Below are 22498 nucleotides of genomic sequence, written 5' to 3'. Positions count from 1 at the left end.
ACATGGATGTGTCATATGAATGGTTGAAAGAGTTAGTCGATGTGCCAGTCTCCCCGGAAGAATTGGCGGACAAGGTCTCACGCACCGGCATCGAAGTGGATAGCGTCACACACCCGGATGCGGGCTTGAAAAAGATCGTGGTGGGCAAAGTCTTGAGCCTGGCCGACCACCCCGATTCCGATCACCTTCATGTCGCGCAGGTCGATGTTGGCGAGGAGGCGCCGCTTCAGATCGTTTGCGGCGCCCCAAACATTGCGGCGGGGCAGACTGTGATCGTGGCGCTGCCCAATTCCTGGGTCGGCGGCCACACGAAGATCAAGAAGAGCAAGATGCGCGGCGTGGAAAGCAATGGGATGATCTGTGCCTTGCAGGAGCTTGGTTTCAGCGACTCGGTCTCTCCGAAGGCTTATTCCGCTGGGATCTATGTCTTCAATGAAGCGATCGCGCCCGGCACGGATGCGCTTGAAGCGCTGGGGATGACTGATGCGATTCTCGATTTTGAGATCACGCCGAACCGCGCGGATGCGCTGGGGATGCGCGGGGTGGCGTGGGAAGTTGGCGCCACCTATGATGAAAAGCCGCACTTCAAGGATATTCCTGTGGAAGAAACGGGTAAGCCGATCACCGATCTTTTGACCGCCACCGTGACGGATGAAAATGATGCGCCGGCTTATCAGATGCGGGTAGTCAGCGACGTCACGATCGAAGAGAGCCCGCTGTGGCTGCAGCGCCGCCTTTGGAATGCCGGCGTGCGCCCGGTCAATAACATTGTCGACGTGACCAACTTGATCATGCTCGAATACGGCCAGCCGCTGCATGCGTTTGATTATGACAAGCTCGCTAGCCATCAGATTCTGGTGCGCCGCGCGACAAATGGCGAGCATCTGACCACCCTTGATGGCAATGACCATGAGCTGATCGACGACGACATCGTGATCACCGATGGCACGCGGCCCGTTGCGCTCGCCGGCGTGATGGGGGGCTTGGACACCGAGATCACGGCCAGCACCAAGACCGTCGTGATCGAGGCGGCCAAGTTTGCGCCTGTCAACATTCGGCGCACGGCCCTTCGCTACAACCTGCGTTCAGAAGCCTCTTCCCGTTTTGAAAAAGGGGTGGATGTGGGCAGCATCAATCTCGCGCTGGATGAGGCGGCGCGGCAAATGGCCACGCTGGGTCACGGCGCCGTTGCGACGGGGACCTTATCTGCTTCGGCGATCAAACCGGAGCCTGTGATCGTCAACATTTCGCTGGCCCGCATCAACCACGTGCTCGGCGCAGAGCTGACCGCGGAAACGGTGACCACGATCTTCAAGCGGCTGGGTTTTGGCGTGACCGAAGCGGATGGTCTTTTCACCGTGTCGATTCCAACGCGGCGCTGGGACATCAGTATCGAAGCCGACCTGATCGAGGAGATCGCCCGCATCTATGGCTACGACGAGCTGCCGAGCACCTTGCCGACGACCACGATGACGATCGGCCAATTTACCCCGAGCCAGACGCGCCGCCGCCGGACCCGCAAATTGCTGGAGGGCCTGGGGCTGACCCAGGCAATCACGTACAGTCTGGTGGCCGAAGCGGACGCCCCTGCGTTTGCGCTTGAAGCCAGCGAACCGACCCAGGTGGCCTGGCCGATGACCAATGACCACAGCACGTTGCGGCAAAATCTGGTCACGGGCCTGCTCAACGCGATCGCTTACAATGTAGCGCGCTCGCAAAATGACTTGGCGCTTTACGAACAAGGCCGTGTCTTCCTGCGTAGCAAAGATCAGACGCGCCCGGTTGAAAAAGAATATGTCGCCGGTGCCATCACCGGGCTCACGCGGCAAAAGAGCTGGCACGAAGCCGCGCAAGCTGTCGATTTTTATAATGTCAAAGGCATTGTCGAAACGCTACTGGGTGATTATCGGCTGAACGAACCTGTGCGGTATGTGGCCTTGACCGACGACCCGACCCTGCACCCTGGGCAAAGCGCCAGCATTCTTCTTGGCGACAAACGCATCGGCTTGATCGGTCGGATTCATCCGGGCTACGCCAAAGCGCACAGCCTGCCGGATACCTTCGTGTTTGAGCTGGACCTGGATGCGCTGCTGGCTGCGGATCGCAGCGACATGACTGCGGCTCCTGCGCCGAAGTACCCAAGCGTGACCCGCGACATCGCGATTCAAGTCGGCATCGAAGTCGAGCATGCGGCGATCGAGGCCGTCATTTGGCAAAATGCTGGGAAGTATCTTCAGGACAGCCATTTGTTTGACGTCTATCACGGCAAGAACCTGCCGTTTGGGCAAAAGAGCATGGCGTACACCCTGACGTACCGGCGCGATGATCAGACGTTGACGGAAGATGAAGTCAATGCCGCATTCGCCAAAGTTCAGGCGGCGCTTGAGACTGAGCTGCACGCGGTGATTCGCTAAATCACGGGAGCCTGTCGCTTTTTGCGGCAGGTTTTTGTATAATATCAGCAGTATGTTTGCAATGAGGAGGGCGACTCGTGGATAATCAGACGCCAAATGATCAAGGATCTCGAAAAAAATCGCTGCATCAGGCGGAATCGCGGGTCGTCAACCGCATCGTGCTGTGGGTCGTGGGCATTGTGGTCGTGTTGCTCGTGATCGTCGGGCTCATGGGCTATCGGTATGTGAAGTCTTCGCTGGAGCCGGTCAACGAAAAAGCCACTGACCGCATCACCGTGCACATTCCGATCGGCTCAAGCACCAAAGAGATCGGGGCCACGCTGCAAAACAAAAAGATCATCAAGTCGGCCACTGTGTTCAACTACTATGTGAAATTTCATAGTTATACGAATTTTAAAGCGGGCGACTATACCTTTACCCAGGCGAACACCTTGCAGCAGATCGTCGGTGAGCTTCGTGCCGGGAGCACGGGGGATAACCAGATCGGTACCGTGTTGGTCAAGGAAGGCGTCACAGTCGAGCAGATCGGCGATGTGATCGACAAGCTGAAGTCAAAGAACGCCAATATGTCCAAGGAGAAGTTCCTCGACTTGATGAAGAATGAGACATTTTTCGCCAAGCTGGCCAAGGATTATCCGAAGCTGTTGACGTCGGCGGCGCAGGCCAAGGATGTGCGGTATCGCCTCGAAGGCTATCTATTCCCGGCGACCTACACGATCACCAAGAAAGAGACCTTGAAGACGCTGGTTGCGCAAATGGTGCAAAAGACTGACAGCATCCTGCAGCAGTATTACACCAGCATCAACAAGCAGGGCTACAAGGTCCAAGAAGTGATGACGCTGGCCAGTCTGGTCGAACGCGAAGGCAGCACGGCCAACGATCGGCGCACGATCGCAGGCGTCTTCCTGAACCGGCTTGCGGTCAAGATGCCGCTTCAATCCGATATTTCGGTCATGTACGCGTTGAATACGCATAAAACGCATTTGACCAACACCGATACCGCGGTGGACAGCCCGTATAACCTGTACGTCAATACCGGCTACGGACCTGGGCCGTTTGACTCGCCAAGTGAAGCGTCGATCTCCGCGGTGCTCTCGCCGCTGGATCGCGATAAGAATTATCTGTACTTCGTCGCGAACCTCAAGACCGGTGAGATCTTGTACGCGACAACGCGCGAGGCTCATGATGCCAATGTGGCAAAATTTGCGGCAGATAACGGTCAGTGACCGAGCAAAACTGGATCAGCTGGGCTGATCCAGTTTTTGTTGGCAGTGGGCCAGGTGGCGGGCTTGAGAGATCTGAACCCGTCTCAGAATTTTGATAGTGGAGGCTTTTTAGTGGATGCACAAAAACCGATCGTGATCGGGGTGACAGGTGGCTCAGCCAGTGGGAAGACGTCGGTCGCCCGGGCGATCTTCGACAATTTTTCCGGGCACTCGCTCTTGTTGCTCGAGCAGGATTCGTATTACAAACACAGCGACTTGCCGTTTGAGGAGCGGCGGAAGATCAATTACGATCATCCCCTGGCCTTCGACACGCCGCTACTTCATCAGCAGCTCACCGATCTGATCGCACGGCGGCCGATCGAAAAGCCGGTCTATGATTACACGATTCATAACCGGGCGAGTGAAGTGGTCCATGTCGCGCCACGCGATGTGATCATTGTCGAAGGCATCCTGATTCTGGCAGATGAGACTCTGCGCGACCTGATGGATATCAAGGTCTATGTTGACACCGACGATGACATTCGCGTGATTCGGCGCATCAAGCGGGACATGGCCGAACGCGGGCGCAGTCTGGATGATGTGATTCAGCAGTATCTGACCACGGTCAAACCGTCCTATCATCAGTTCATCGAGCCGACCAAGCGCTACGCCGACATCATCGTGCCAGAGGGCGGGCGGAACACGGTCGCGATCGATCTGCTGGTCACCAAGATTCGGGCGATCTTGGCCGAGCGTGGCCTGCGCGAGTGAATTTTCATTGACATTGCGCACGTCAGCACGTAGCATCGTTGTTTAGATACACAAAAAATGGAATTGAGGGATCGTTATGGCGGATAAAGTCTATCCGATGACAGCTGACGGCAAAGTCAAGCTGGAACAAGAACTAGAAAACTTAAAAACAGTGAAGCGCCCAGAAGTGATCGAACGTATCAAGGTCGCACGTGGATTCGGCGATCTGTCCGAAAACTCTGAATACGAAAGTGCCAAGGACGAACAAAGCACCCTTGAGACACGGATCATTACCATCGAAACGCAGCTGCGTTATGCGCAGATCATCGACGCCAATTCCGTAGCCGCGGATGAAGTGTCGATCGGCAAGAAGATCACCTTTGTTGAAGAAGGCGACGACGAACCTGAAACATATGAGATCGTGGGTTCCGCGGAGGCTGACGCGTTTAACGGCAAGATCTCCAACGATTCACCGATCGCAGCGGGCCTGATCGGCAAAAAAGTTGGGGATGTGGTCACCATTAACACCCCTGGCGGCGACATGACCGTTAAGATCACCAAAGTCGAAGGCTAAGACTTCGCGCTAAAAACACGCTGCGGCGTGTTTTTTTATGCGGTACGGCGCGCGGCGCCCAACTGCGAACGCGGCGGGCCATCCCGCGTGAAATCAGTCGCAAGCCGTAAGCTCAGCGTCGCAGTTTTCGGTATAATAGATGTCAAAAGGGGAGGTGTTGAGAGATGTCACATTGGCGCGTGTTTTGGCTACTTGAAGGCGGGCTACTGCTTTGGCTCGGTTTTCAGATCGTGACGAACCCACCGGCACTGATCGGCGTCGTGCTCGGCGCCTTATTGCTTGCGATCGGGGTGAAGAGCCATCGCGCGGCAGGGGTGTGGTGCACGATCGGCGGCATCACGCTGGCCGTTTCGGTCATGATCAATCCGGCGTTTTGGCTGGTGCTATTTGCGGCCTTGGTCGCGATCATCGCCTTGTCCAGCAAGCCAAATGGCGAAACGACCGTCAAGAAGCCTTGGCAGCAAAAACGCTTTGTCTCGGTGGAGACCACGGATCCGTCTGCCAAAGCGGGTCAGGTGAAGCGGCACCCTTGGTTTGGGAATGAAACGATTGGGGCCGAAGTTTTTGAATGGGATGACATCAATCTCACCGTTGGCATGGGCGACACCATCATCGACCTTGGCAATACGTTTTTGCCGGCCGGCGACAATGTGGTGGTCGTTCGCAAGGGGTTTGGGAAGACCCGCGTGCTGGTGCCAATCGGTGTCGGCGTGATGATCGACCATTCCGCGATGCTGGGGACCTTGACGATCGATGACCAGGAGTTCCATTTGCAAAATGAAACGGTCAAGCATTTCAGCAGCGACTATGATGACACCACCCGCCGCGTGCATTTGATTCTCAACGTCTTGGTCGGGGATGTGGAGGTGTTGCGCGTATGAATTGGATCCGATTGGCTTGGCAATTTTTCATCGCGCTTATCTCGATCTTGCTGTTGGAACTGTTTTTGATGCTGGCGGTTGCCAGTGGCCATCTCGATAAAATGTGGGCGCTGCTTCAACAGACCACTTTTGGCGCGCCACTTTTGACCTATGTGATCGCAGGCGCCTTGTTGATCGCGGTGTTGGTGGCGGCGACTAGTTATGGGCTGGCGCGTTACCAACACAATCAGTTGACCAAACGACTGTCCCAACTGACGGCTGGCCAGCTTGAGGCCCCTGTTTTTGCCCGGCAAGGTGAGGCCGAAACGGCGCTTGGCGGCGATGTTGCAAAGATGCTTGAAGCGTTGCGGCAAAAAATGATACGCTTACAGCGCGAGGTCGCCCGTTATTCGGCGTCGCCTGTCGTGATCGCCGGTGAAACGAAGGAAGAGATTCTGACGCAGGAGCGCCATCGTTTGGCCCGCGAGCTGCACGACTCCGTTTCACAACAGCTTTTTGCCGCGATGATGATGCTGTCGGCGCTGCGTTCAGTTGTGAATCAGAATACGCCGGAAGCGCCGGAGCTCAAACAGATCACGACCATCGAAGGCGTGATCAACGAGGCGCAAGCCGAAATGCGGGCGCTGCTTTTGCATTTGCGGCCGACGACGCTTGAGGGCAAGTCCCTGAAGCAGGGCATCATCGCGCTTTTGCAGGAACTGCAGACGAAGATCCGCATTCAGATCAAATGGGAGCTTGCGGATGTCCACCTGTCCGCGGCCAGCGAAGACAATCTGTTTCGGATCGTGCAGGAACTCCTCAGTAATACCTTGCGCCACGCGAAGGCGAAAACGCTGGAGGTCTATCTCAAAGACCTCGACACCAGCGTTGTATTGCGCGTGGTCGACGACGGGGTCGGCTTTGATCCGGCCACCGAGAATACGACCGGGAGCTATGGGTTGTCGAACATCAAGGAACGCGCTGAAAGCCTCGGCGGAACGGCAAAGGTGATCAGTTTTCCAGACCAAGGGACCAGCGTGGAAGTGCGCGTCCCATTATCAAAGGAAGTAAGCAATGATTAAAGTATTGATCGTGGACGACCACGAAATGGTGCGCTTGGGTATCTCGACCTATTTAGGCGTTCAGCCAGACCTCACCGTGGCCGGCGAAGCCAAAGACGGACAAGAAGGCCTCGATATGGCCTTGGCGTTGCGACCTGATGTGATCTTGATGGACCTTGTGATGCCCAATATGGACGGCATCGAGGCTACTAAGCGCATCTTGGCAGCATGGCCCGAGGCGCGCATCATCATCCTCACCAGCTTTATCGATGATGAAAAAGTTTATCCTGCTCTTGAAGCCGGCGCAGCGAGCTACATATTGAAGACCGCAACGGCCGAGGAGATTGCCAGCGCGATTCGGCAGACCGCCAAAGGGGAATCAGTCCTTGAGCCCCAGGTCACCACGAAAATGATGAACCGGCTGACGCAAAAACCGAAGCAGGAACTCTACGATGATCTGACCAATCGCGAGCGAGAGGTGCTGCAACTGATCGCCAAGGGCCGCTCCAACCAGGAGATCGCGGACGAGTTGTTCATCACGCTCAAAACCGTCAAGACCCACGTCTCAAACATCTTGGCCAAGCTAGAAGTTGAAGACCGCACCCAAGCCGCGATCTACGCCTTCCAGCACGGAATAGTGGAAAAAGAATAGGGTGCGGAGGTCCGCGGGATGGCAGAACAGCTAGGTCGGCTCATGCGCTTGCTGGCGCAGTTGGCCAGTGAGTGCATGAGACGCCTAGATGTTTCTGCCATGCGGGCCGGAACCCGACTGGAATAGGGTGCGGAGGTGCGCGTTTATGGGTGGGCAGTTAGCATGGCCCTGGCGCTGGATGGCGTACTTGGCCATCGAGTGCCAGGGCCAGCTAAATGTCCCACCCATGCGCACCAAAGCCCAACGGAAAATGGGTGCGGAGCGGGGCGTTTAGGCCTGGGCCGACTAGCTGACTCAGGCCTGCCCCGCGGAGCCCGACTGAATAGGGTGCGGAGGCCCGCGGGATGGCGGGTCACCCGCTATTTTGACACCCCTGCTCACCGCAAAGTTACAAGGAGGAATTCAAATGGCCATCACAATGACAGACGCCGCAAGCAAGTGGTTTCGCGACGAGCTCGCGTTGCCAGCCGGCGCAGGCATTCGCTTTTTTGGCAAAGTGTACGGTAAGACAAATGTGCATGATGGTTTTTCCGTTGGTATGACACGGGACGACAAGCCTGCAGAAGTCGTTGAAGACTTTCTTAAAGACGGGATTCATTACTATGTGACGGCCGGCGATGCCTGGTTTTTCAATGGCCTCGATATGGCGGTCGATTATGACGCGCACCGCGATGAGCCCGTCTATACGTTTAGTGAGCAGGGATAAAAAAGAGTCTTGCAAGATCAGACACAAAAAGCGCTAAGCTATGACGCCACCGAAATACTCGGAGGCCCATGGCTTGGCGCTATTTTTTTGACTGTCGGTGGAGGTCGCGCCTGAATCGGTTGGAAGTTGAGGCGTAAGGGGAGTTGCGTCAAACTCTTAAAGGTTGTTGACAGTATTCGTCAACAACGGTATATTTTTGACGAGGTGATCGTTGATGGATCCATTGACACTGACAACAGAAGCGTTGGCGCAGGGGTACCACCAAGTTGGGGATCTCTGGGTGTGCCTTTATTGTTCGCACACCTCGCCTTCTCGTGAGTCGATCACCGCGCATGTCCAACAGGTCCACGGAGGAGCGGATCACGCGCTATTGGCGACCACGGACAAATATAACACGCTCACAGCCACGCAGCAGACCTTGTTAGCCGCGTTTGCCGCAGGGGAGACCGATGCGCAGATCGCCGCAAAACTGCAGGTGAGCTTGGCGACAGTCCGGCACCAGCGCTTCACATTTCGGGAAAAGGCGAAGCAAGCGCGGCTGTATCTCGCGCAATATCAGGCAGTGTTTGGCCAAGTTAAGCCGCAGCGGTGGTTGCCGATGCCACCGGGCGTTGAACGCCAAGATGCGCGCTTCAAGATCACGCCCGCCGAGTATCAGACCATTGTCGACAAATTCTTTGATGAAGAAAATGGTCGCTTGACGCTCACCCGGTTGCCAAAAGGACAGAAAAAGATCATTGCCGTGCTGTACCGGCTCAGGCAGGAATTTATTTTTGACCGGCATTACTCGCGGGCGCAAGTCGATCAGCTGCTCCACACAATTTTTTCCGACCACACCACACTCAAACGCTACCTCGTCGATTATCAATTTTTGGCGCGGACAGCCGATGAGCGGACCTATTGGCGGATCTTTTAAGGAGACGACTATGAACGAAGACCGGAAAGCTAAAATTCGCGACTATAAGCTGCAGCCGACCTATTACGGCGTGATTCAGCTCACGAATACCGTGACTCATAAGATCTATATCGATGCGGTGCCGAACACCAAAAATCGGTGGGGCTATTATCAGACGAACCTCAACAACCACGCGTATGGGCAGACTGCCTTGCAGCGTGATTGGGATGAATATGGCGCGGATGCCTTTTCCTATGCGGTGTTGTGGGAAGAAAAGACCGACGATGTTGTCAATCTGCGCCATGCCGTCAAACTGCTGAAAGAGGAATGGCTCGAGCGCCTGCAACCTTTTGATGACCGCGGGTATAATACCCGGCCGAAAAGCCGCTGACTGTAGGCCGCCTCGTTGCGTCATGACCGCGCGGCAATCATCGCCCTAATTCTAGCACCTACTAAAAAAGCCAAGACACGCTGCAATCGGAGAGAGCTCCGAGCGTAACGGTCTTGGCTTTTTTGAGTCGACCCTAGTTTATTCTGGGCGTATCGCGCCGCGGCTGTGGCGACCGCGCGGGGTCAGCCACCACCACAGCAAAATCAGCAGCAAGGCGATCACTGTGACAACGAGGCCCACCCACAAATAGGGCGGAGTGTAGGTCATCGAGATGCGGTGCGTCCCGCGACTCAACTCGAGTGCCATGAACAAGCCGAGAACCTTATGGGGGGTGACGGCCTGGCCATCGACCGTCACGTGCCAGCCCGGGCTCGTTGGAACGGTGGTCATCAGGACCTGATTTTTCTTAGTGATCGAAACGGTGCCCGAAAGATGGCGGGCGCCTGAATCATCGATGCGCCACGGGGATTGTTTCAAGGTGGCCAGATCGGCTGTGACTTTGCTTTGGTCGAGGCGATACAAGACGACACTGCTGAAATTGGCGGTGTCCTTATTCAGCGTGAAGACCAGCGTCTGTTTTTTGCCGATCTCGCCGGGGGTGATATTTAACAGCTCGCTATCGCGGAAGGTGTCATAGATCGGCACCGCCACCCCATTTTGCGTGAGCGAGACGAGATTATCGGTAAAATCGGATCCGATCTTCAGGTAATACGGGTCGCTGCTAGTCGCTTCGAAGGTGTAGGTCACGGTGGTGGTGCTGGCGATCTTCTTCTTGGAGACGATGCCGGCGCTCCAAGTGCCGCCTTTGATCGCCGGTTTCGCCAGATCGATCTTATCAAAAAGCGTCTGGTAATCACGGTCAGTCAGCGCGGCCATGATCATTTCCTGGTTCGTGACCGGCATGCCATCGATCAATTTGGTCTTCAAGATCTGGTCGCTGGCCGCAAAGCCCAGACCCAGCGCGTTGTCATTTTCATAGCCTGTCAGCCAGCGTGTCTGCCCGCGGTGCGTCTCACGCTGCAGGTCCGGGCGCGGGGAAAGTGGCGGCAGGAATGGACTTTCGCTGGTGGCGATCACGTCGGTCCGGGGCGTCAGCCAGTAGCGGATGTCGAGCAAGGCATCGGTGATCACGGTGCCGTTGGTGTAGGCGGCAAAATTGTCCCCTGCGGATTGGCCGATGTTGCCGAAAAATTGCGGCACGCTGGGCTCAAACAGCGAGCTGAATTGGTCCGTGCCCCAGTAGCCGACCTGCATCGCATCGTTTTTCGTCCGTAAGACTGTTTTGCCGATGCGATCCGGCGTCGTGACGTTCAGCTTGTCGACGCCTTCGCGCAGGGCTTCGGTGTAGGTGTGATAATCGCTGTGCGACACGTAACTGATCTGATTCAGGGAAAGGGCCATGTTGCTGGTACTTTCACCAAGAATGAGCACCATGAATAAAAGCGGCGTCCATTTTCGTTGATCGGCGCGCACAGACAGCAGGACAATGGCCGCGACGCTAAAGAGGAAGGTCGTCAGGACTTGTTGATCAGATAGATACGGAAATTGATCGACATTCAGCCAGACCATGCCGCACAAGGCCAGCACAACCGCCAAGCTGAGGGCCAGCTGCCACACGTTGATGCCATCCGGCAAAAAGCGCAGCGCCCGCGCCGCCAGCAAGATCAGCCAGGCGCAGACGACAAAGGAAAAGCGGTAGTTGTACCAAACGGGGAACTGCATGCCATGCCACAGGAGATCCAGCGGCTCAAACATCAACGACAGCGCCAGAATGCCAGTCCAAACCAGGGCCGTGAGCCGCTCCTGCCAGCGAATTTTGCCCAGGACAAAATACAGGACAAACGCGATCACCACGAGGCTGCCGACGAACACATTCGGCTGGCCATTGGGCATTTGGTCAAAGTTAAAGCTGCCGGCGAAAAATTTGCCCAGCATTTTCCACGGCTGATACTCGAATTTCCAGTGAATGGTCTTGATCGTGTAGGTGCCCTTGCTTTGCGTCAACTGAAACAGTGTCGGCAAAAGTAGCACCGCACTTGCCGCGCCGGCCAGCAAACTTGCCCCGGCGAATCGCAGAAATTCCTTGACCCGCAATTTCCAGGCGCGTTTGCGGGCGCTGGCCGCCCAAAAGAAGTAACCGACGACGAATAGGCAGATCATGTAGCCCATATAATAGTTGGAAACGATCGCGACGGTCAGCCAGAAAATGAAGCGAAACGGGCGCCGCTCTTCGATGAGCCGCTCGACGCCATCCAGCACCAGCGGCAAGAAGACTGCACCGTCAAACCACATCAGGTTCAACTGGTTGGCGACCATCCAGCCGGACAGCGCATAGGCGAAGCCGAACGTGGCGGGCCACAGACTGCGCCAGCCGCGGCGGCGCAGGTAATAGGCCATGGTGAGGCCAGCCGCCCCATATTTGAGCAGGGTCATCACCGCGACGGCGAGATCCAGCATCGTTTTTGGAAAAAGCAGCAGCACGAGATTGAACGGACTGGCGAGATAATACGCCCATGTGCCGAACATGTCGCCGCCAAGCGCGTTGTTGAAGGCGTAAAACAGCTGGCCGGGATGCCCGAGCAGTGTCTGGCGATAATAGCTGTAAAAATCGATGTACTGCTGGCCCATATCCACGGTGAGGACGGAGCTGTTGCCAAATGGCCACACCCCGCGCACGATGAAATACACGCCCATCACCAGACATGGCAGCAAGAAGGCGAGCAGTAAGATATGTCGTTCCCAGAAACGCTTCAGTCGCATGTTTTTCTCCCAACCTAAAGAAACCTTAAAAATGCCGCGACGTCGCGGCACAAAAACACCTTTTACTATACCATAGATGGCGAGCGCCTCGCTTTCGGGCGGGGTTTTTGCTACACTCGTGTTTAGAAACTGACCGTGACGCTGAGTAGGGGAGATCGCTTTTGAAATACATTCGGACACAAAAACCAAAACGCGTGAAGTCGCAGATTCCGCTGCGGCTGAACCTGCTCTTCTTTTTCGTCTTTTTACTGCTGGCCGCCTTGGTCGCCCAGCTCGCCTACCTGCAGATCTTCAATGGGGAAAAATTCCGGACCGAAGTCGATCGCACCGACCAGACCTTGGTCACCGGCGCCGTGCCTCGTGGCTTGATCTTCGACAGCCAGGGCCGGCCGCTGGTCACCAATCAGGCCAACAACGCGATCACTTACACCAAGAGCATGGGCGTGACGGCCGCGTCGATGCGCGCCGTGGCCGATAAGCTGGTCACCTACATCACCGTCGACACCGATAACCTTCAGCCGCGCGACTACGCGGATTATTATCTTTCCGACAGCGATGCTTCAGACGCGGTCATTCAGAAGATTCCAGATGCGGCGACGAAATATAAAAATGATACAGGCAAACTTTATACCGCCCAGACCGAGTATGTCGAAAAGCACATGCCGACCTTCACCGCCAAGCAGAAACAAAGCGTGGCGCTGTACAAGATCATGAACGGGGCGACCTCGCTGACCACAGTCTATCTGAAAAATACTGGATTGACTGAAAAGGAATTGGCGCTGGTCGGCGAGCATTTGACCGAAATGCCAGGCGTGAACTTGGGCACCGACTGGGAACGCCATTATCCAAATGGGGCGTCCATGACCAGTATCATCGGGACTGTTTCCAGCGAAAAATCCGGCCTGCCATCCGATGGCCTGACCGGTTACCTCGCCAATGGCTATGCCCGCAATGACCGTGTCGGCATCAGTTACCTGGAAAAAGCTTACGAAAATGTCCTCAAAGGCGCCAAGAGCCGCACCCAAGTTGAGATAGGCAGCGACAATGAGATCATCAACTCGGTGCAGAAATTCAAAGGCCAACAAGGCGCAAACCTCACCTTGACCATTGATTCGGCTTATCAGCAAAAAGTCGAAGCAATTTTGAAAAAGACATTCGCAAGCGCCGTTTCCGACGGGGAAGCCGCCAATGCGGATGGTGCCTATGCCGTCGCAATGAACCCAAGCACCGGCGCGGTGTTGGCCATTGCCGGCGAAGCGCAAAACACGAAGTCACACAAGGTCTCGGATGATGCCCTCGGCGTGTTAAACCGCGCGTTTGCCATGGGGTCGGCGGTCAAGCCCGCCATGATTCTCGGCGCGCTGCAGGATGGCGTCATCTCCGTTTCAGATAATACGATCGCCGATACACCGATCTATCTGCCAGCCACCCCGGTCAAAAAGTCCGTTTATCCAGTCGGGACGTTCAGCTCACTGAATGCCGCCTCGGCGCTGGAAGTGTCCTCAAACATCTACATGATGCATTTAGCGATGCGCGAAGCCAACGCGAAATATTCGCCAAAGGTCTCCATGACCATGGACAGCGATATTTTTGACAAAATGCGGCGGTACTTTGCCGAGTTCGGACTCGGCTTGACCACCGGCATCGATCTGCCTGGGGAGATCTCCGGGCTGCAAGGCGCCACCACTTTGAATGGCCAGCTGGCAGTCGGCTCGGCGCTGGACTTGTCTTACGGGAACTACGATACGTACACGCTGATGCAAATGGCGCAATACGTCTCGGCTGTGGCCAACAACGGCTACCGCATGAAGCCCTACATCGTCCAGTCGATCAGCCAGACCGCCAACAATGGCAAGGCGACCGCGACGACAAACGTGACCACGCCGACGATCTTGGGCAAGATCCCCAATATCCAGGCCCAGATCGACCTCGTCAAGCAGGGGATGTGGCAGGTCGTCCATGGTACCAACGGTTGGACCACCGCGACCAGCCTGAACACCCTCAACCCAGGCGTTGCTGGCAAAACAGGGACCGCCCAGACCTTCACCCGGGCCGATCCCGAAGACAGCACCTCGAAGCTGCTTGAGACCACGACCCTGAGCTTCGTCGGTTTCGCTCCAGCGACGAACCCACAGATCGCGATCGCCGTCGTCTTCCCGAACCTAGAAGCGGACACAGACGGCAATTACGCCCAAGTCGTCGCCAAGCAAATGTTCAGCGATTACTACAAGATGAACGACGTCAAGGCAGATAAAAATTACACCCCGCACCAAGTCAAATTGAAGAACTAACAAAAGGAAGTGGGACAAATGTCGCTCTTGGGTCCGACAGGTAAGTGTTCCAAGCGCCAGGTCCGAACTTTGGACCAGGTGATTGGGACCTTAGCTGCTCGGACCCGGACATTTGGCCCACGACACTGCAGTAACATTAGTGCACCATACAGGAACTGGGCCAAAACAAAAAGTTTTGGCCCAGTTTCTTTGCGTGGGAGGGGGCGTAAGACGAGATGCAGAGGGGAAGAGAGCAAAGCGTGAGGTTGAACTTAAGGCTCAGAATAAGTATTGTTTTCGCGAGAGCGAGAGTGTGACCGCGAAACAGACTTACCAGCTTCGTGTGCTACTTACTGGGATGGTGGGCGCCATTGTATTGTGTGGTAGTTTTGTATTGATAGATTGAACGTGCTGTATGAGGGTGGGCTCCGGGGCAGAAATGGCTCAGCCCCCTCGTCGGTGTTAGCGGCTGTGCCGCTTACACCGAAAGTGAGCTTTAAGACCGTGCACTTTACGGGCTTAAAGTCACTTGGGAGCGTTCCAGCCATTTCTGGCCGGAACCCACCCGGGCGTTACATCCGACACAACCAATCATTTTTTGCCGTACATGACGGCACACGCGTTATACTAGGCAGCCCTTCCAAAAAATGCTAAACTATTCTGTGAATGTCAGGCGTCAGCTTGGCAAGGGATACGATTTTTCTCGGTTTGAGTTTGCGGCGAGCAGCAGGTTCGCGCCTGTTGCTTTTTTGTTGAGATGCTGAAAGGAGCGGCTATGCAAAATACCCCACGGTGGGTCAGACGCCTTGATGGCACCCCATTTATCACATATGCGTTGCTTGCGATCACGATCATCGTGTTTGCGCTTGAGACACTGGCAGGTGGCAGTGAGTCGGTCACGGTCCTGATTCGATTCGGCGCCCGCTACAACACGGCAATCTGGATGGGGGAATGGTGGCGGTTCATCACGCCGATCTTTCTTCATATTGGCCTGACTCATATTTTGATGAATGGGCTCACGCTGTATTTTCTGGGAGTCTTGTGCGAGCAAGTCTTCGGCCACTGGCGGTTTCTCACGATCTATCTGGTTTCCGGTATTGCCGGGAACGTGGCGAGCTTCGTGTTCAATCCTGATGTGGTTTCCGCCGGGGCCAGCACGGCGTTGTTCGGGTTGATGGGCGCCTTTTTGCTGCTGGGCGATACATTTCGCCACCAGCCGCAAGTGGGGGCCGTTGCCCGGCAGTTTGCGGTGTTCGCTGCGATCAACTTGATCTTCAACCTGTTTTCTTCTTCGGTCGATATTTATGGCCATATTGGTGGGTCGATCGGCGGTTTTTTGATCGCTGGCTTGCTCGGCGCCCCCAACATTGGGGAAATGCCGCGCTGGCGCCAAGTTATCTCCGGTGTTTTTCTCATCGGCGTGCTTGGCTTCCTGCTTCACTTCGGCTACACGCAGGCGCTGCTATGAGGACCTACTATGACGTGCTCCAGCTGCTGAAACGCTATGGAACCTATATCCACGTGGGCGAGCGGCTGTGGGACATTGAGCTGGCTGCAGTGGAAGTGGACCGCTTGCACAAGTTGCAGCTGATCGACGATAAGACGTACGCGACTGCGAAGATCGTGTTGCGCCACGAACATGAACAAGAAGAAAAACATCCCTTAAATACAACCACACGGAGGCAAGAGAATGACTGACAAGAAGCTGATCGGTGTCGATCTTGGGGGCACCACCGCTAAATTTGCGATCTTGACGGCGGATGGTGAGATCCAGCAGCGCTGGAGCATCGATACCAACATTCTGGATGATGGCAGCCACATCATCCCGGATATCATCGACTCACTGAAGGACCACATGAAACTGTACAACATGGATGCATCCGATTTTCTGGGCATCGGCATGGGGTCTCCTGGCACGGTCGATCTCGAACAGGGCACGGTCATTGGCGCCTATAACCTGAACTGGAAAACGCTGCAGTTTCCGAAGCGCGACATTGAAGCCGCAACGGGCATTCCATTTGCCATCGACAACGACGTCAATGTGGCGGCGCTTGGCGAGCAATGGAAGGGTGCCGGCGACAAGTCGAAAAACGTGACCCTGGTCGCTTTGGGTACCGGGATCGGCGGCGGCATTGTTGCGGATGGCCTCTTGCTTCACGGCACGGCTGGCTCGGCGGGTGAGATCGGCCATGTGACTGTCGATCCAAATGGCTATCTGTGCACCTGCGGGAAAAAAGGGTGCCTCGAGACCGTGGCCAGCGCCACCGGTGTCGTTCGTGTGGCGCGCGATATGGCGGAAGAATTTGCCGGTGATTCTCAGCTGAAGCAGATTCTTGACAATGGCGACGAGATCTCCAGCAAGATCGTGTTCGACTGCGCCAAGAGCGGCGACAAGCTGGCCCTGATGATCGTCGACAAAGTGTGCTATTACCTCGGCCTTGCACTGGGCAACCTGGGCAACATGCTCAACCCTGAGTACATTTTGATCGGCGGCGGCGTGTCTGCGGCTGGCGACTTCCTGTTGACGCGCGTGCAGAGCTATTTTGAACAGTTCACTTTCCCGAATGTCCGTAACACGACGCACATTCGCTTGGCGACCTTGGGCAACACAGCTGGCGTGATCGGCGCGGCCAGCCTGGCATTGAAGTAAGGGGCGATCATTTGAACGACATCACTGGATTTTTACTCACCCTGGTCGGCGTTTTCCTGATCGTCTGGGCCGCCAACTGGTTTTATATCCGCATTCGCAAAAATCGCCTGAAGTCTGTCGGCGGCGAGCTCACCCCGGAAGAATTTGAAGCGGGCATGCGCAAGGCGACCATCGCCGACCTGCGTGAAAAAAAGGACTTCGACGCCGGTCATATTCTGGGCGCCCGGAGCCTGCCTGCCAGCACGATCAAGCAGTGGATGAGCGAGCTGCGCAAGGATCTGCCAGTTTATCTGTATGATCTGACCGGCACCGGTTCCGTCAGTGCGGCTTACCGCTTGAAAAAAGCTGGATTCACCCAGATCTATCTGCTGAAGGGCGGCTACAATGCCTGGTCGGGCAAGACTAAGAAGAAAAAAGGGCTCGAAGACAAGAAATAGGTCTGCGGCCATATCAAAAAAGTCCGGGTCGGCGCACGAGTTCAATGTGCTTGCCCGGATTTTTTTGTGTTCGGGTCAGCCAAAACAAGCGGCCGAGCGGAGATCCAGATCTGCGCGACGCCACAAAAAAAGCCAGCATCACGGCTGGCATAAACAGGTTTTCAGCCTTGGTGAGCAGCATGCTGCTTGCGGTTGGCTTTTTTGCGGTTGGTGTTGATCTCGTCGACTTTATCTTCCACAGGTTCGATGTAAGACTTCTTGAAGGCGATCAAACTGCCTGCAACGGCGCTGGCCGTCATCAAAGTGCCAAGAAGAAAACCACCAAAAAATTTGTGCTTCATGAAAATCCCTCCATTCTGCTGAACTTTATCGCTAGGTTCATTATACTAGAAGCTGGTGATGAAATGAATAAAACTGCTTTAAAACCCAAGATCATTCTCATCGGCGGTCCGACTGCCGTGGGAAAAAGTGCGCTGGCGGTCAAGCTTGCGCAACAGTTCAACGGCGAAGTGATCAACGGCGACGCCTATCAAATCTATCGCGGCATGGATATTGGCACCGCCAAAGTGACCCCGACGGAAATGGATGGGGTGCCCCATCATCTCATTGATATTGTGGATCCCGGGACGCCTTTCACTGCGGCTCAGTTTCAGACCCGTGCCGGGACCGTGATTCAAGCGCTGGTGGCCCAGGGAAAACTGCCGATCGTGGTCGGCGGCACCGGTTTTTACCTGAATGCTTTGGCGAAGGGGCTGCCTTTAGGTGTGGCGGCGACGACCTCAGCTCGGCAGCGGTGGGAGGCCGAACTGGCGGCGCATGGGGAGGATTGGCTGCACGACCAGCTCGCGGCGCGCGACCCCGCCGCAGCCGCCAAGATTCCAGCGGCCAATTCCCGGCGCGTGGTGCGGGCGCTTGAAGTGATCGAGCAGACCGGCCAACTGTTTTCCGCCCAATCGCCGCCGACAGAGCCATATCAGCCACTGGTGATCGGCCTGACCACGGACCGCGCGCTGCTGTATCGGCGCATCGAACAGCGCGTTGATCAGATGATGCAGCAAGGGCTTCTTCAGGAAGTGGCCGGCTTGCTTGAAACGGTGTCGCCGGATGCCCAAGCATTTAAGGCGATCGGCTACAAGGAGCTTGTACCGGTGCTCCAGGAGCAGGCGCCACTTGCGCCGGCCGTTGCGCTGATCAAGCAGCATTCACGCAATTATGCAAAACGGCAATTGACGTATTTTCGCAATCAGATGCCGACCAACTGGTTTGACCTGCTTCAAACGCCCACTGCGCTTGAGGCGATCGATCAGCTTGTCGCGTCGTTTATCAAAGGAGAACAAAATGGCTTGGCAAGATAAGTATGACCCAAAGTTAATGGCGCTAGTCGATGCGGTCGATCAAAAGATTGCGCCGCAATTAGCGACGATCGATGCCCAGATCTTGACTAATCAGGCGAAGGTCCTGGCCAGCTTTCAGGCGCATCACGTGGCCGAAAGTGACCTGTCCGGCACCACCGGCTATGGCAACAACGATGAGGGCCGCGATAAGCTCGAGGCGATCTTTGCTGACGTCTTGGGCGGTGAGGACGCCTTGGTGCGGCCGCAATTCGTGTCGGGGACGCATGCGATCGGTACCGCGCTCCTTGGCCTGACCCGCCCTGGCGATGAGATTCTCTACATCACCGGCGAGCCGTATGATACCTTGCAGGAAGTACTGGGCATGGCCGGCAACGGCATCGGAAGCGCCAAGGAATATGGCATCACCAGCGATTTTGTCCCGTTGCTGGCAAATGGCGAGGCGGATCTTGATGCGATCAAGGCGCGCATTCGCCCTGACACGAAGGTCGTTGCGATTCAGCGCTCGCGCGGGTATGCGACGCGACCATCCTTCACCATCGCGAAGATCGCCGAGATGATCAAGGCGGTGCGCAGTGTGGCCCCAGATGTGTGGATCTTCACAGATAACGCGTATGGCGAATTTTCCGAGACCCAGGAGCCGCTGGATGTCGGCGCCGATCTGATGGCAGGCTCCTTGATCAAAAATGGCGGCGGCGGCATGGCCAAAACAGGTGGCTATATTGTCGGCCGCAAAGACCTGGTCGAGCGCGTTTCGTACCGCTTCACGGTGCCGGGCATCGGGGCTGATGAAGGCGCGACGCTCGATATTTTGCGCGACATGTACCAGGGCTTCTTCATCGCGCCGCAGACGACGGGTAACGCGATCAAAGGGGCGATCTTTGAAGCCGCGTTGCTCGAGGCGCTGGGCCTTGATGTCAGTCCAAAATGGAACGAACCCCGCACGGATCTGATTCAGACCGTCAACTTCGGTAATCCCGACGACATGGTCGCATTCGCCGAGGCCCTGCAGGCAAATTCACCGATCGACTCGTTTGTCACGCCGATTCCGGAAGTGATGGCTGGCTACGAGGATGAGGTCATCATGGCAGGGGGCTCGTTTGTCTCCGGTGCGACGATCGAATTTTCCGGCGACGGCCCGCTGCGTGAGCCATACACCCTGTATCTGCAGGGTGGGCTCACCTATGCGCATGTCAAGCTCGGCATCATCGGGGCGGCGCAGGCCACATTTTTCAAATAGCATCAGGAAAGTGTCGGCTGCGGCCGGCCTTTTTTTATGGGACATTTTTTGCCTCCGTGTCAGATAAGCTAACATCATCGGTTGACAGGCGGCGCGCTCGTTTGTTAGTCTGACACCATACAGGAGGCGAGTCCATGGCAGAGACGGTCGATCTACGCAGTCGCGCGGTGCTTCCAATCGGCACTGTCATGACGTTGACAGCACTGTCGGCGCGCCAGATCAGGTATTATGAAAAACAGGGACTGGTCCATCCCCAGCGCACCGCCGGCAATCACCGGATGTATGCGCTCAATGATGTCGATGTCCTCATCGATATCAAGGATCAGTTGGCAAGCGGGCTCAGTTTTGATGACATCAAACGGCTGAACAAGCCGCGCCAGCCTGTCAGCGAGACCAGCGACGCCGCGGTGCGGCAGGCGTTGCGGGCAGAGTTGCTCAATCAAAGTCGCATGAACCAAAATCCCAGTGGTCCCAGTGTCACGCAGGGATTTGGGTTTCGGCCGTAGTCCACAATGGCACGCAGGCGCAAGTCGCCTTGCGGAAAGGAAACAATCCATGGCAAGAAAAACGATCACCGCAGATGATATTCGGACCAGCGTCAAAGAGGAGAACGTTCAGTTTTTACGCCTGATGTTCACCGATATCAATGGCATCATCAAAAACGTTGAAGTGCCTGTTTCCCAGCTGGAAAAAGTGCTGGCGAACAAGATGGCCTTCGACGGTTCCTCGATCGACGGGTTTGTCCGCATCGAGGAAAGTGATATGCTGCTGTTTCCGGATTTCAACACCTGGCTGCTTTTCCCGTGGGAGAACGATCACGGCAAGGTCGCACGGCTGATCTGCAGTGTTCACCGCATGGATGGCACGCCGTTTGAGGGCGATCCGCGTAACAATTTGGTCCGCGTGATTCAGGATATGAAAGACGACGGCTATTCGGCCTTCAACATCGGCCCGGAGCCGGAATTCTTCCTCTTCAAGCTGGACGAGAATGGTGAGCCGTCGATGCAACTGAATGACAAGGGGTCCTATTTTGATTTTGCCCCGCTTGACATGGGTGAAAATTGCCGACGGGATATCGTCCTTGAACTGGAAAAAATGGGCTTTGAGGTCGAGGCCTCACATCACGAAGTTGCGCCTGGCCAGCATGAGATCGATTTTCGCTACACCGATGCGCTCGATGCCGCCGATCACATTCAGACCTTTAAGCTGGTCGTGAAAACGATCGCCCGCAAGCATGGGCTGTACGCGACCTTCATGCCAAAGCCGCTGCATGGTATCAATGGGTCGGGGATGCATATCAACATGTCGCTGTTCAAAGGGGAGAAGAACTTCTTCTTTGATCCCGAGACCGACACCCAATTATCCGACAGCGCAATGCATTTCCTCGCTGGCCTGCTGGCTCACGCACGGGCACTCACCGCGATCAATAATCCCACGGTCAACTCCTACAAGCGGCTGGTCCCGGGCTTTGAGGCCCCGGTCTACATCGCTTGGTCTGGCACCAATCGTAGCCCGCTGATTCGGGTCCCACTTGCCCGCGGGTTAGGGACGCGCCTTGAATTGCGCAGCGTCGATCCGACCGCCAATCCGTATCTTGCCATCGCCGCGATTCTTGAGGCCGGACTTGATGGCATCGAGAACAAGTTGACGCCGGAAGAGGCTGTTGATCGCAACATTTACCGCATGCAGGACTCCGAGCGAAAAGCCAACCACATTCAAGATCTGCCGTCGACTTTGCACAACGCGATCAAGGCACTGGAAGATGATCCGGTGGTGAAGGCCGCGCTTGGCCCGCATTTGTATCAGAGCTTCAAGGATTCCAAAGACTTGGAGTGGGCCGCATACCGGCAAAGTGTTTCGGAATGGGAACGCGATCAATACTTGGAATTGTACTGATCACACCGGTCGCGCGCGAACTGTGAAGTGCGTCATGCCTTCCCAAAAGCCGCAGTCACGCGGACCGCTAATAGTTAGGTAGATAAAAATCGGGTCAGAACTTCGTCGTGAAGTTTCGACCCGATTTTTTGATTTCGGTTCGTCAATGTGCCCAAAATTCGGGCGAATTTTTGGGCATGTTTAGATTTTTTGCCGATTCTCACTTTTTTGAAAAAAAGTCAGAATCGAAAATGAATATTTTGGTCCCTATGTACGACAAACACACCGGTCGACGTGTCTTTTCAGGCATGGCCAGTGTGTTTGCGTGATTTTAGATTAGGATACTGCGGGCGCCTTGCTTGTGGGGCTTGGCGCGATCAGATTTCAACGGCGACAGCGTGATCAA

The 22498-nt window shown here is 55.7% G+C and carries 21 protein-coding genes; 19 read left to right on the top strand and 2 right to left on the bottom strand.

Annotation, left to right across the window (positions count from 1 at the left end; genetic code table 11):
• Positions 1-2 precede the first annotated feature (2 nt).
• From pheT to JUE67_RS01620, 10 genes are all read left to right on the top strand, one after another.
• A complete protein-coding gene (gene pheT, locus JUE67_RS01665; RefSeq protein WP_203628115.1) occupies positions 3-2414 on the top strand; it encodes a phenylalanine--tRNA ligase subunit beta in 2412 nt (803 codons plus the stop codon).
• Positions 2415-2491: 77 nt separating this feature from the next.
• The gene (mltG, locus tag JUE67_RS01660; RefSeq protein WP_203628116.1) at positions 2492-3640 is read left to right on the top strand and encodes an endolytic transglycosylase MltG; all 1149 of its coding nucleotides are present in this window, start codon (positions 2492-2494) and stop codon (positions 3638-3640) included.
• Positions 3641-3751: 111 nt separating this feature from the next.
• Positions 3752-4390 (top strand): uridine kinase, encoded by a 639-nt coding sequence (gene udk / locus JUE67_RS01655; RefSeq protein ID WP_125696009.1) that lies wholly within the window; start codon positions 3752-3754, stop codon positions 4388-4390.
• Between the two features lie 76 nt (positions 4391-4466).
• Complete coding sequence (gene greA / locus JUE67_RS01650; protein WP_125696008.1) at positions 4467-4943, top strand: transcription elongation factor GreA; 477 nt, start codon at positions 4467-4469, stop codon at positions 4941-4943.
• Positions 4944-5107: 164 nt separating this feature from the next.
• Positions 5108-5824 carry a cell wall-active antibiotics response protein LiaF gene (gene liaF / locus JUE67_RS01645; RefSeq protein ID WP_203628117.1) on the top strand — a complete coding sequence of 239 codons (717 nt, stop codon included), beginning with the start codon at positions 5108-5110 and terminating at the stop codon, positions 5822-5824.
• Positions 5821-6885, top strand: a complete 1065-nt coding sequence (locus JUE67_RS01640) for a sensor histidine kinase (protein ID WP_225877944.1) — start codon at positions 5821-5823, stop codon at positions 6883-6885. The genes liaF and JUE67_RS01640 overlap by 4 nt, the downstream gene beginning before the upstream one ends.
• Positions 6878-7516, top strand: a complete 639-nt coding sequence (locus JUE67_RS01635) for a response regulator (protein ID WP_203628118.1) — start codon at positions 6878-6880, stop codon at positions 7514-7516. Before JUE67_RS01640 ends, JUE67_RS01635 begins: the two co-directional genes overlap by 8 nt.
• Before the next feature lie 406 nt (positions 7517-7922).
• Entirely contained in the window at positions 7923-8222 is a 300-nt protein-coding gene (locus tag JUE67_RS01630) for a HesB/YadR/YfhF family protein (RefSeq protein ID WP_203628119.1), read from the top strand.
• A gap of 214 nt (positions 8223-8436) precedes the next feature.
• The gene (locus JUE67_RS01625; RefSeq protein WP_203628120.1) at positions 8437-9138 is read left to right on the top strand and encodes a DUF2087 domain-containing protein; all 702 of its coding nucleotides are present in this window, start codon (positions 8437-8439) and stop codon (positions 9136-9138) included.
• A gap of 10 nt (positions 9139-9148) precedes the next feature.
• Positions 9149-9508 (top strand): GIY-YIG nuclease family protein, encoded by a 360-nt coding sequence (locus JUE67_RS01620; RefSeq protein WP_203636939.1) that lies wholly within the window; start codon positions 9149-9151, stop codon positions 9506-9508.
• Between the two features lie 138 nt (positions 9509-9646).
• Here the strand turns inward: JUE67_RS01620 and JUE67_RS01615 are convergent, their stop codons facing one another.
• A complete protein-coding gene (locus tag JUE67_RS01615) occupies positions 9647-12268 on the bottom strand; it encodes a YfhO family protein (protein WP_203628122.1) in 2622 nt (873 codons plus the stop codon).
• A gap of 161 nt (positions 12269-12429) precedes the next feature.
• Between JUE67_RS01615 and JUE67_RS01610 the strand changes: the two genes are divergently transcribed.
• From JUE67_RS01610 to JUE67_RS01590, 5 genes are all read left to right on the top strand, one after another.
• Complete coding sequence (locus JUE67_RS01610; RefSeq protein ID WP_203628123.1) at positions 12430-14559, top strand: peptidoglycan D,D-transpeptidase FtsI family protein; 2130 nt, start codon at positions 12430-12432, stop codon at positions 14557-14559.
• Positions 14560-15313: 754 nt separating this feature from the next.
• Positions 15314-16006, top strand: coding sequence for a rhomboid family intramembrane serine protease (locus JUE67_RS01605; RefSeq protein ID WP_203636938.1), 693 nt, complete (start codon positions 15314-15316; stop codon positions 16004-16006).
• Positions 16003-16236, top strand: coding sequence for a YqgQ family protein (locus JUE67_RS01600; RefSeq protein ID WP_125695999.1), 234 nt, complete (start codon positions 16003-16005; stop codon positions 16234-16236). The genes JUE67_RS01605 and JUE67_RS01600 overlap by 4 nt, the downstream gene beginning before the upstream one ends.
• Complete coding sequence (locus JUE67_RS01595; protein ID WP_203628620.1) at positions 16229-17188, top strand: ROK family glucokinase; 960 nt, start codon at positions 16229-16231, stop codon at positions 17186-17188. Before JUE67_RS01600 ends, JUE67_RS01595 begins: the two co-directional genes overlap by 8 nt.
• Positions 17189-17208: 20 nt before the next feature.
• A complete protein-coding gene (locus tag JUE67_RS01590; protein ID WP_125696091.1) occupies positions 17209-17625 on the top strand; it encodes a rhodanese-like domain-containing protein in 417 nt (138 codons plus the stop codon).
• 161 nt (positions 17626-17786) lie between these two features.
• On the opposite strand, the gene JUE67_RS01585 is transcribed toward JUE67_RS01590, so the two are convergent.
• Positions 17787-17966, bottom strand: coding sequence for a DUF3042 family protein (locus JUE67_RS01585; protein ID WP_125695997.1), 180 nt, complete (start codon positions 17964-17966; stop codon positions 17787-17789).
• Between the two features lie 63 nt (positions 17967-18029).
• On the opposite strand from JUE67_RS01585, the gene miaA reads away from it, so the two are divergent.
• The 4 genes from miaA to glnA all read left to right on the top strand — a co-directional run bounded on the left by miaA (position 18030) and on the right by glnA (position 22113).
• On the top strand, positions 18030-18980 hold the full coding sequence (miaA, locus tag JUE67_RS01580) for a tRNA (adenosine(37)-N6)-dimethylallyltransferase MiaA (RefSeq protein ID WP_203628619.1): 951 nt from the start codon (positions 18030-18032) through the stop codon (positions 18978-18980).
• A complete protein-coding gene (locus JUE67_RS01575; RefSeq protein WP_203628618.1) occupies positions 18964-20217 on the top strand; it encodes a methionine gamma-lyase family protein in 1254 nt (417 codons plus the stop codon). The genes miaA and JUE67_RS01575 overlap by 17 nt, the downstream gene beginning before the upstream one ends.
• Positions 20218-20351: 134 nt before the next feature.
• Positions 20352-20723 carry a MerR family transcriptional regulator gene (locus JUE67_RS01570; RefSeq protein WP_203628617.1) on the top strand — a complete coding sequence of 124 codons (372 nt, stop codon included), beginning with the start codon at positions 20352-20354 and terminating at the stop codon, positions 20721-20723.
• A gap of 49 nt (positions 20724-20772) precedes the next feature.
• Entirely contained in the window at positions 20773-22113 is a 1341-nt protein-coding gene (glnA, locus tag JUE67_RS01565; RefSeq protein WP_203628616.1) for a type I glutamate--ammonia ligase, read from the top strand.
• The last annotated feature ends 385 nt before the right edge of the window (positions 22114-22498 follow it).

This window comes from Lacticaseibacillus mingshuiensis, assembly GCF_016861785.1.
Taxonomy (GTDB): Bacteria; Bacillota; Bacilli; order Lactobacillales; family Lactobacillaceae; genus Lacticaseibacillus; species Lacticaseibacillus mingshuiensis.
This window is presented reverse-complemented; position numbering and strand designations above follow the sequence as displayed.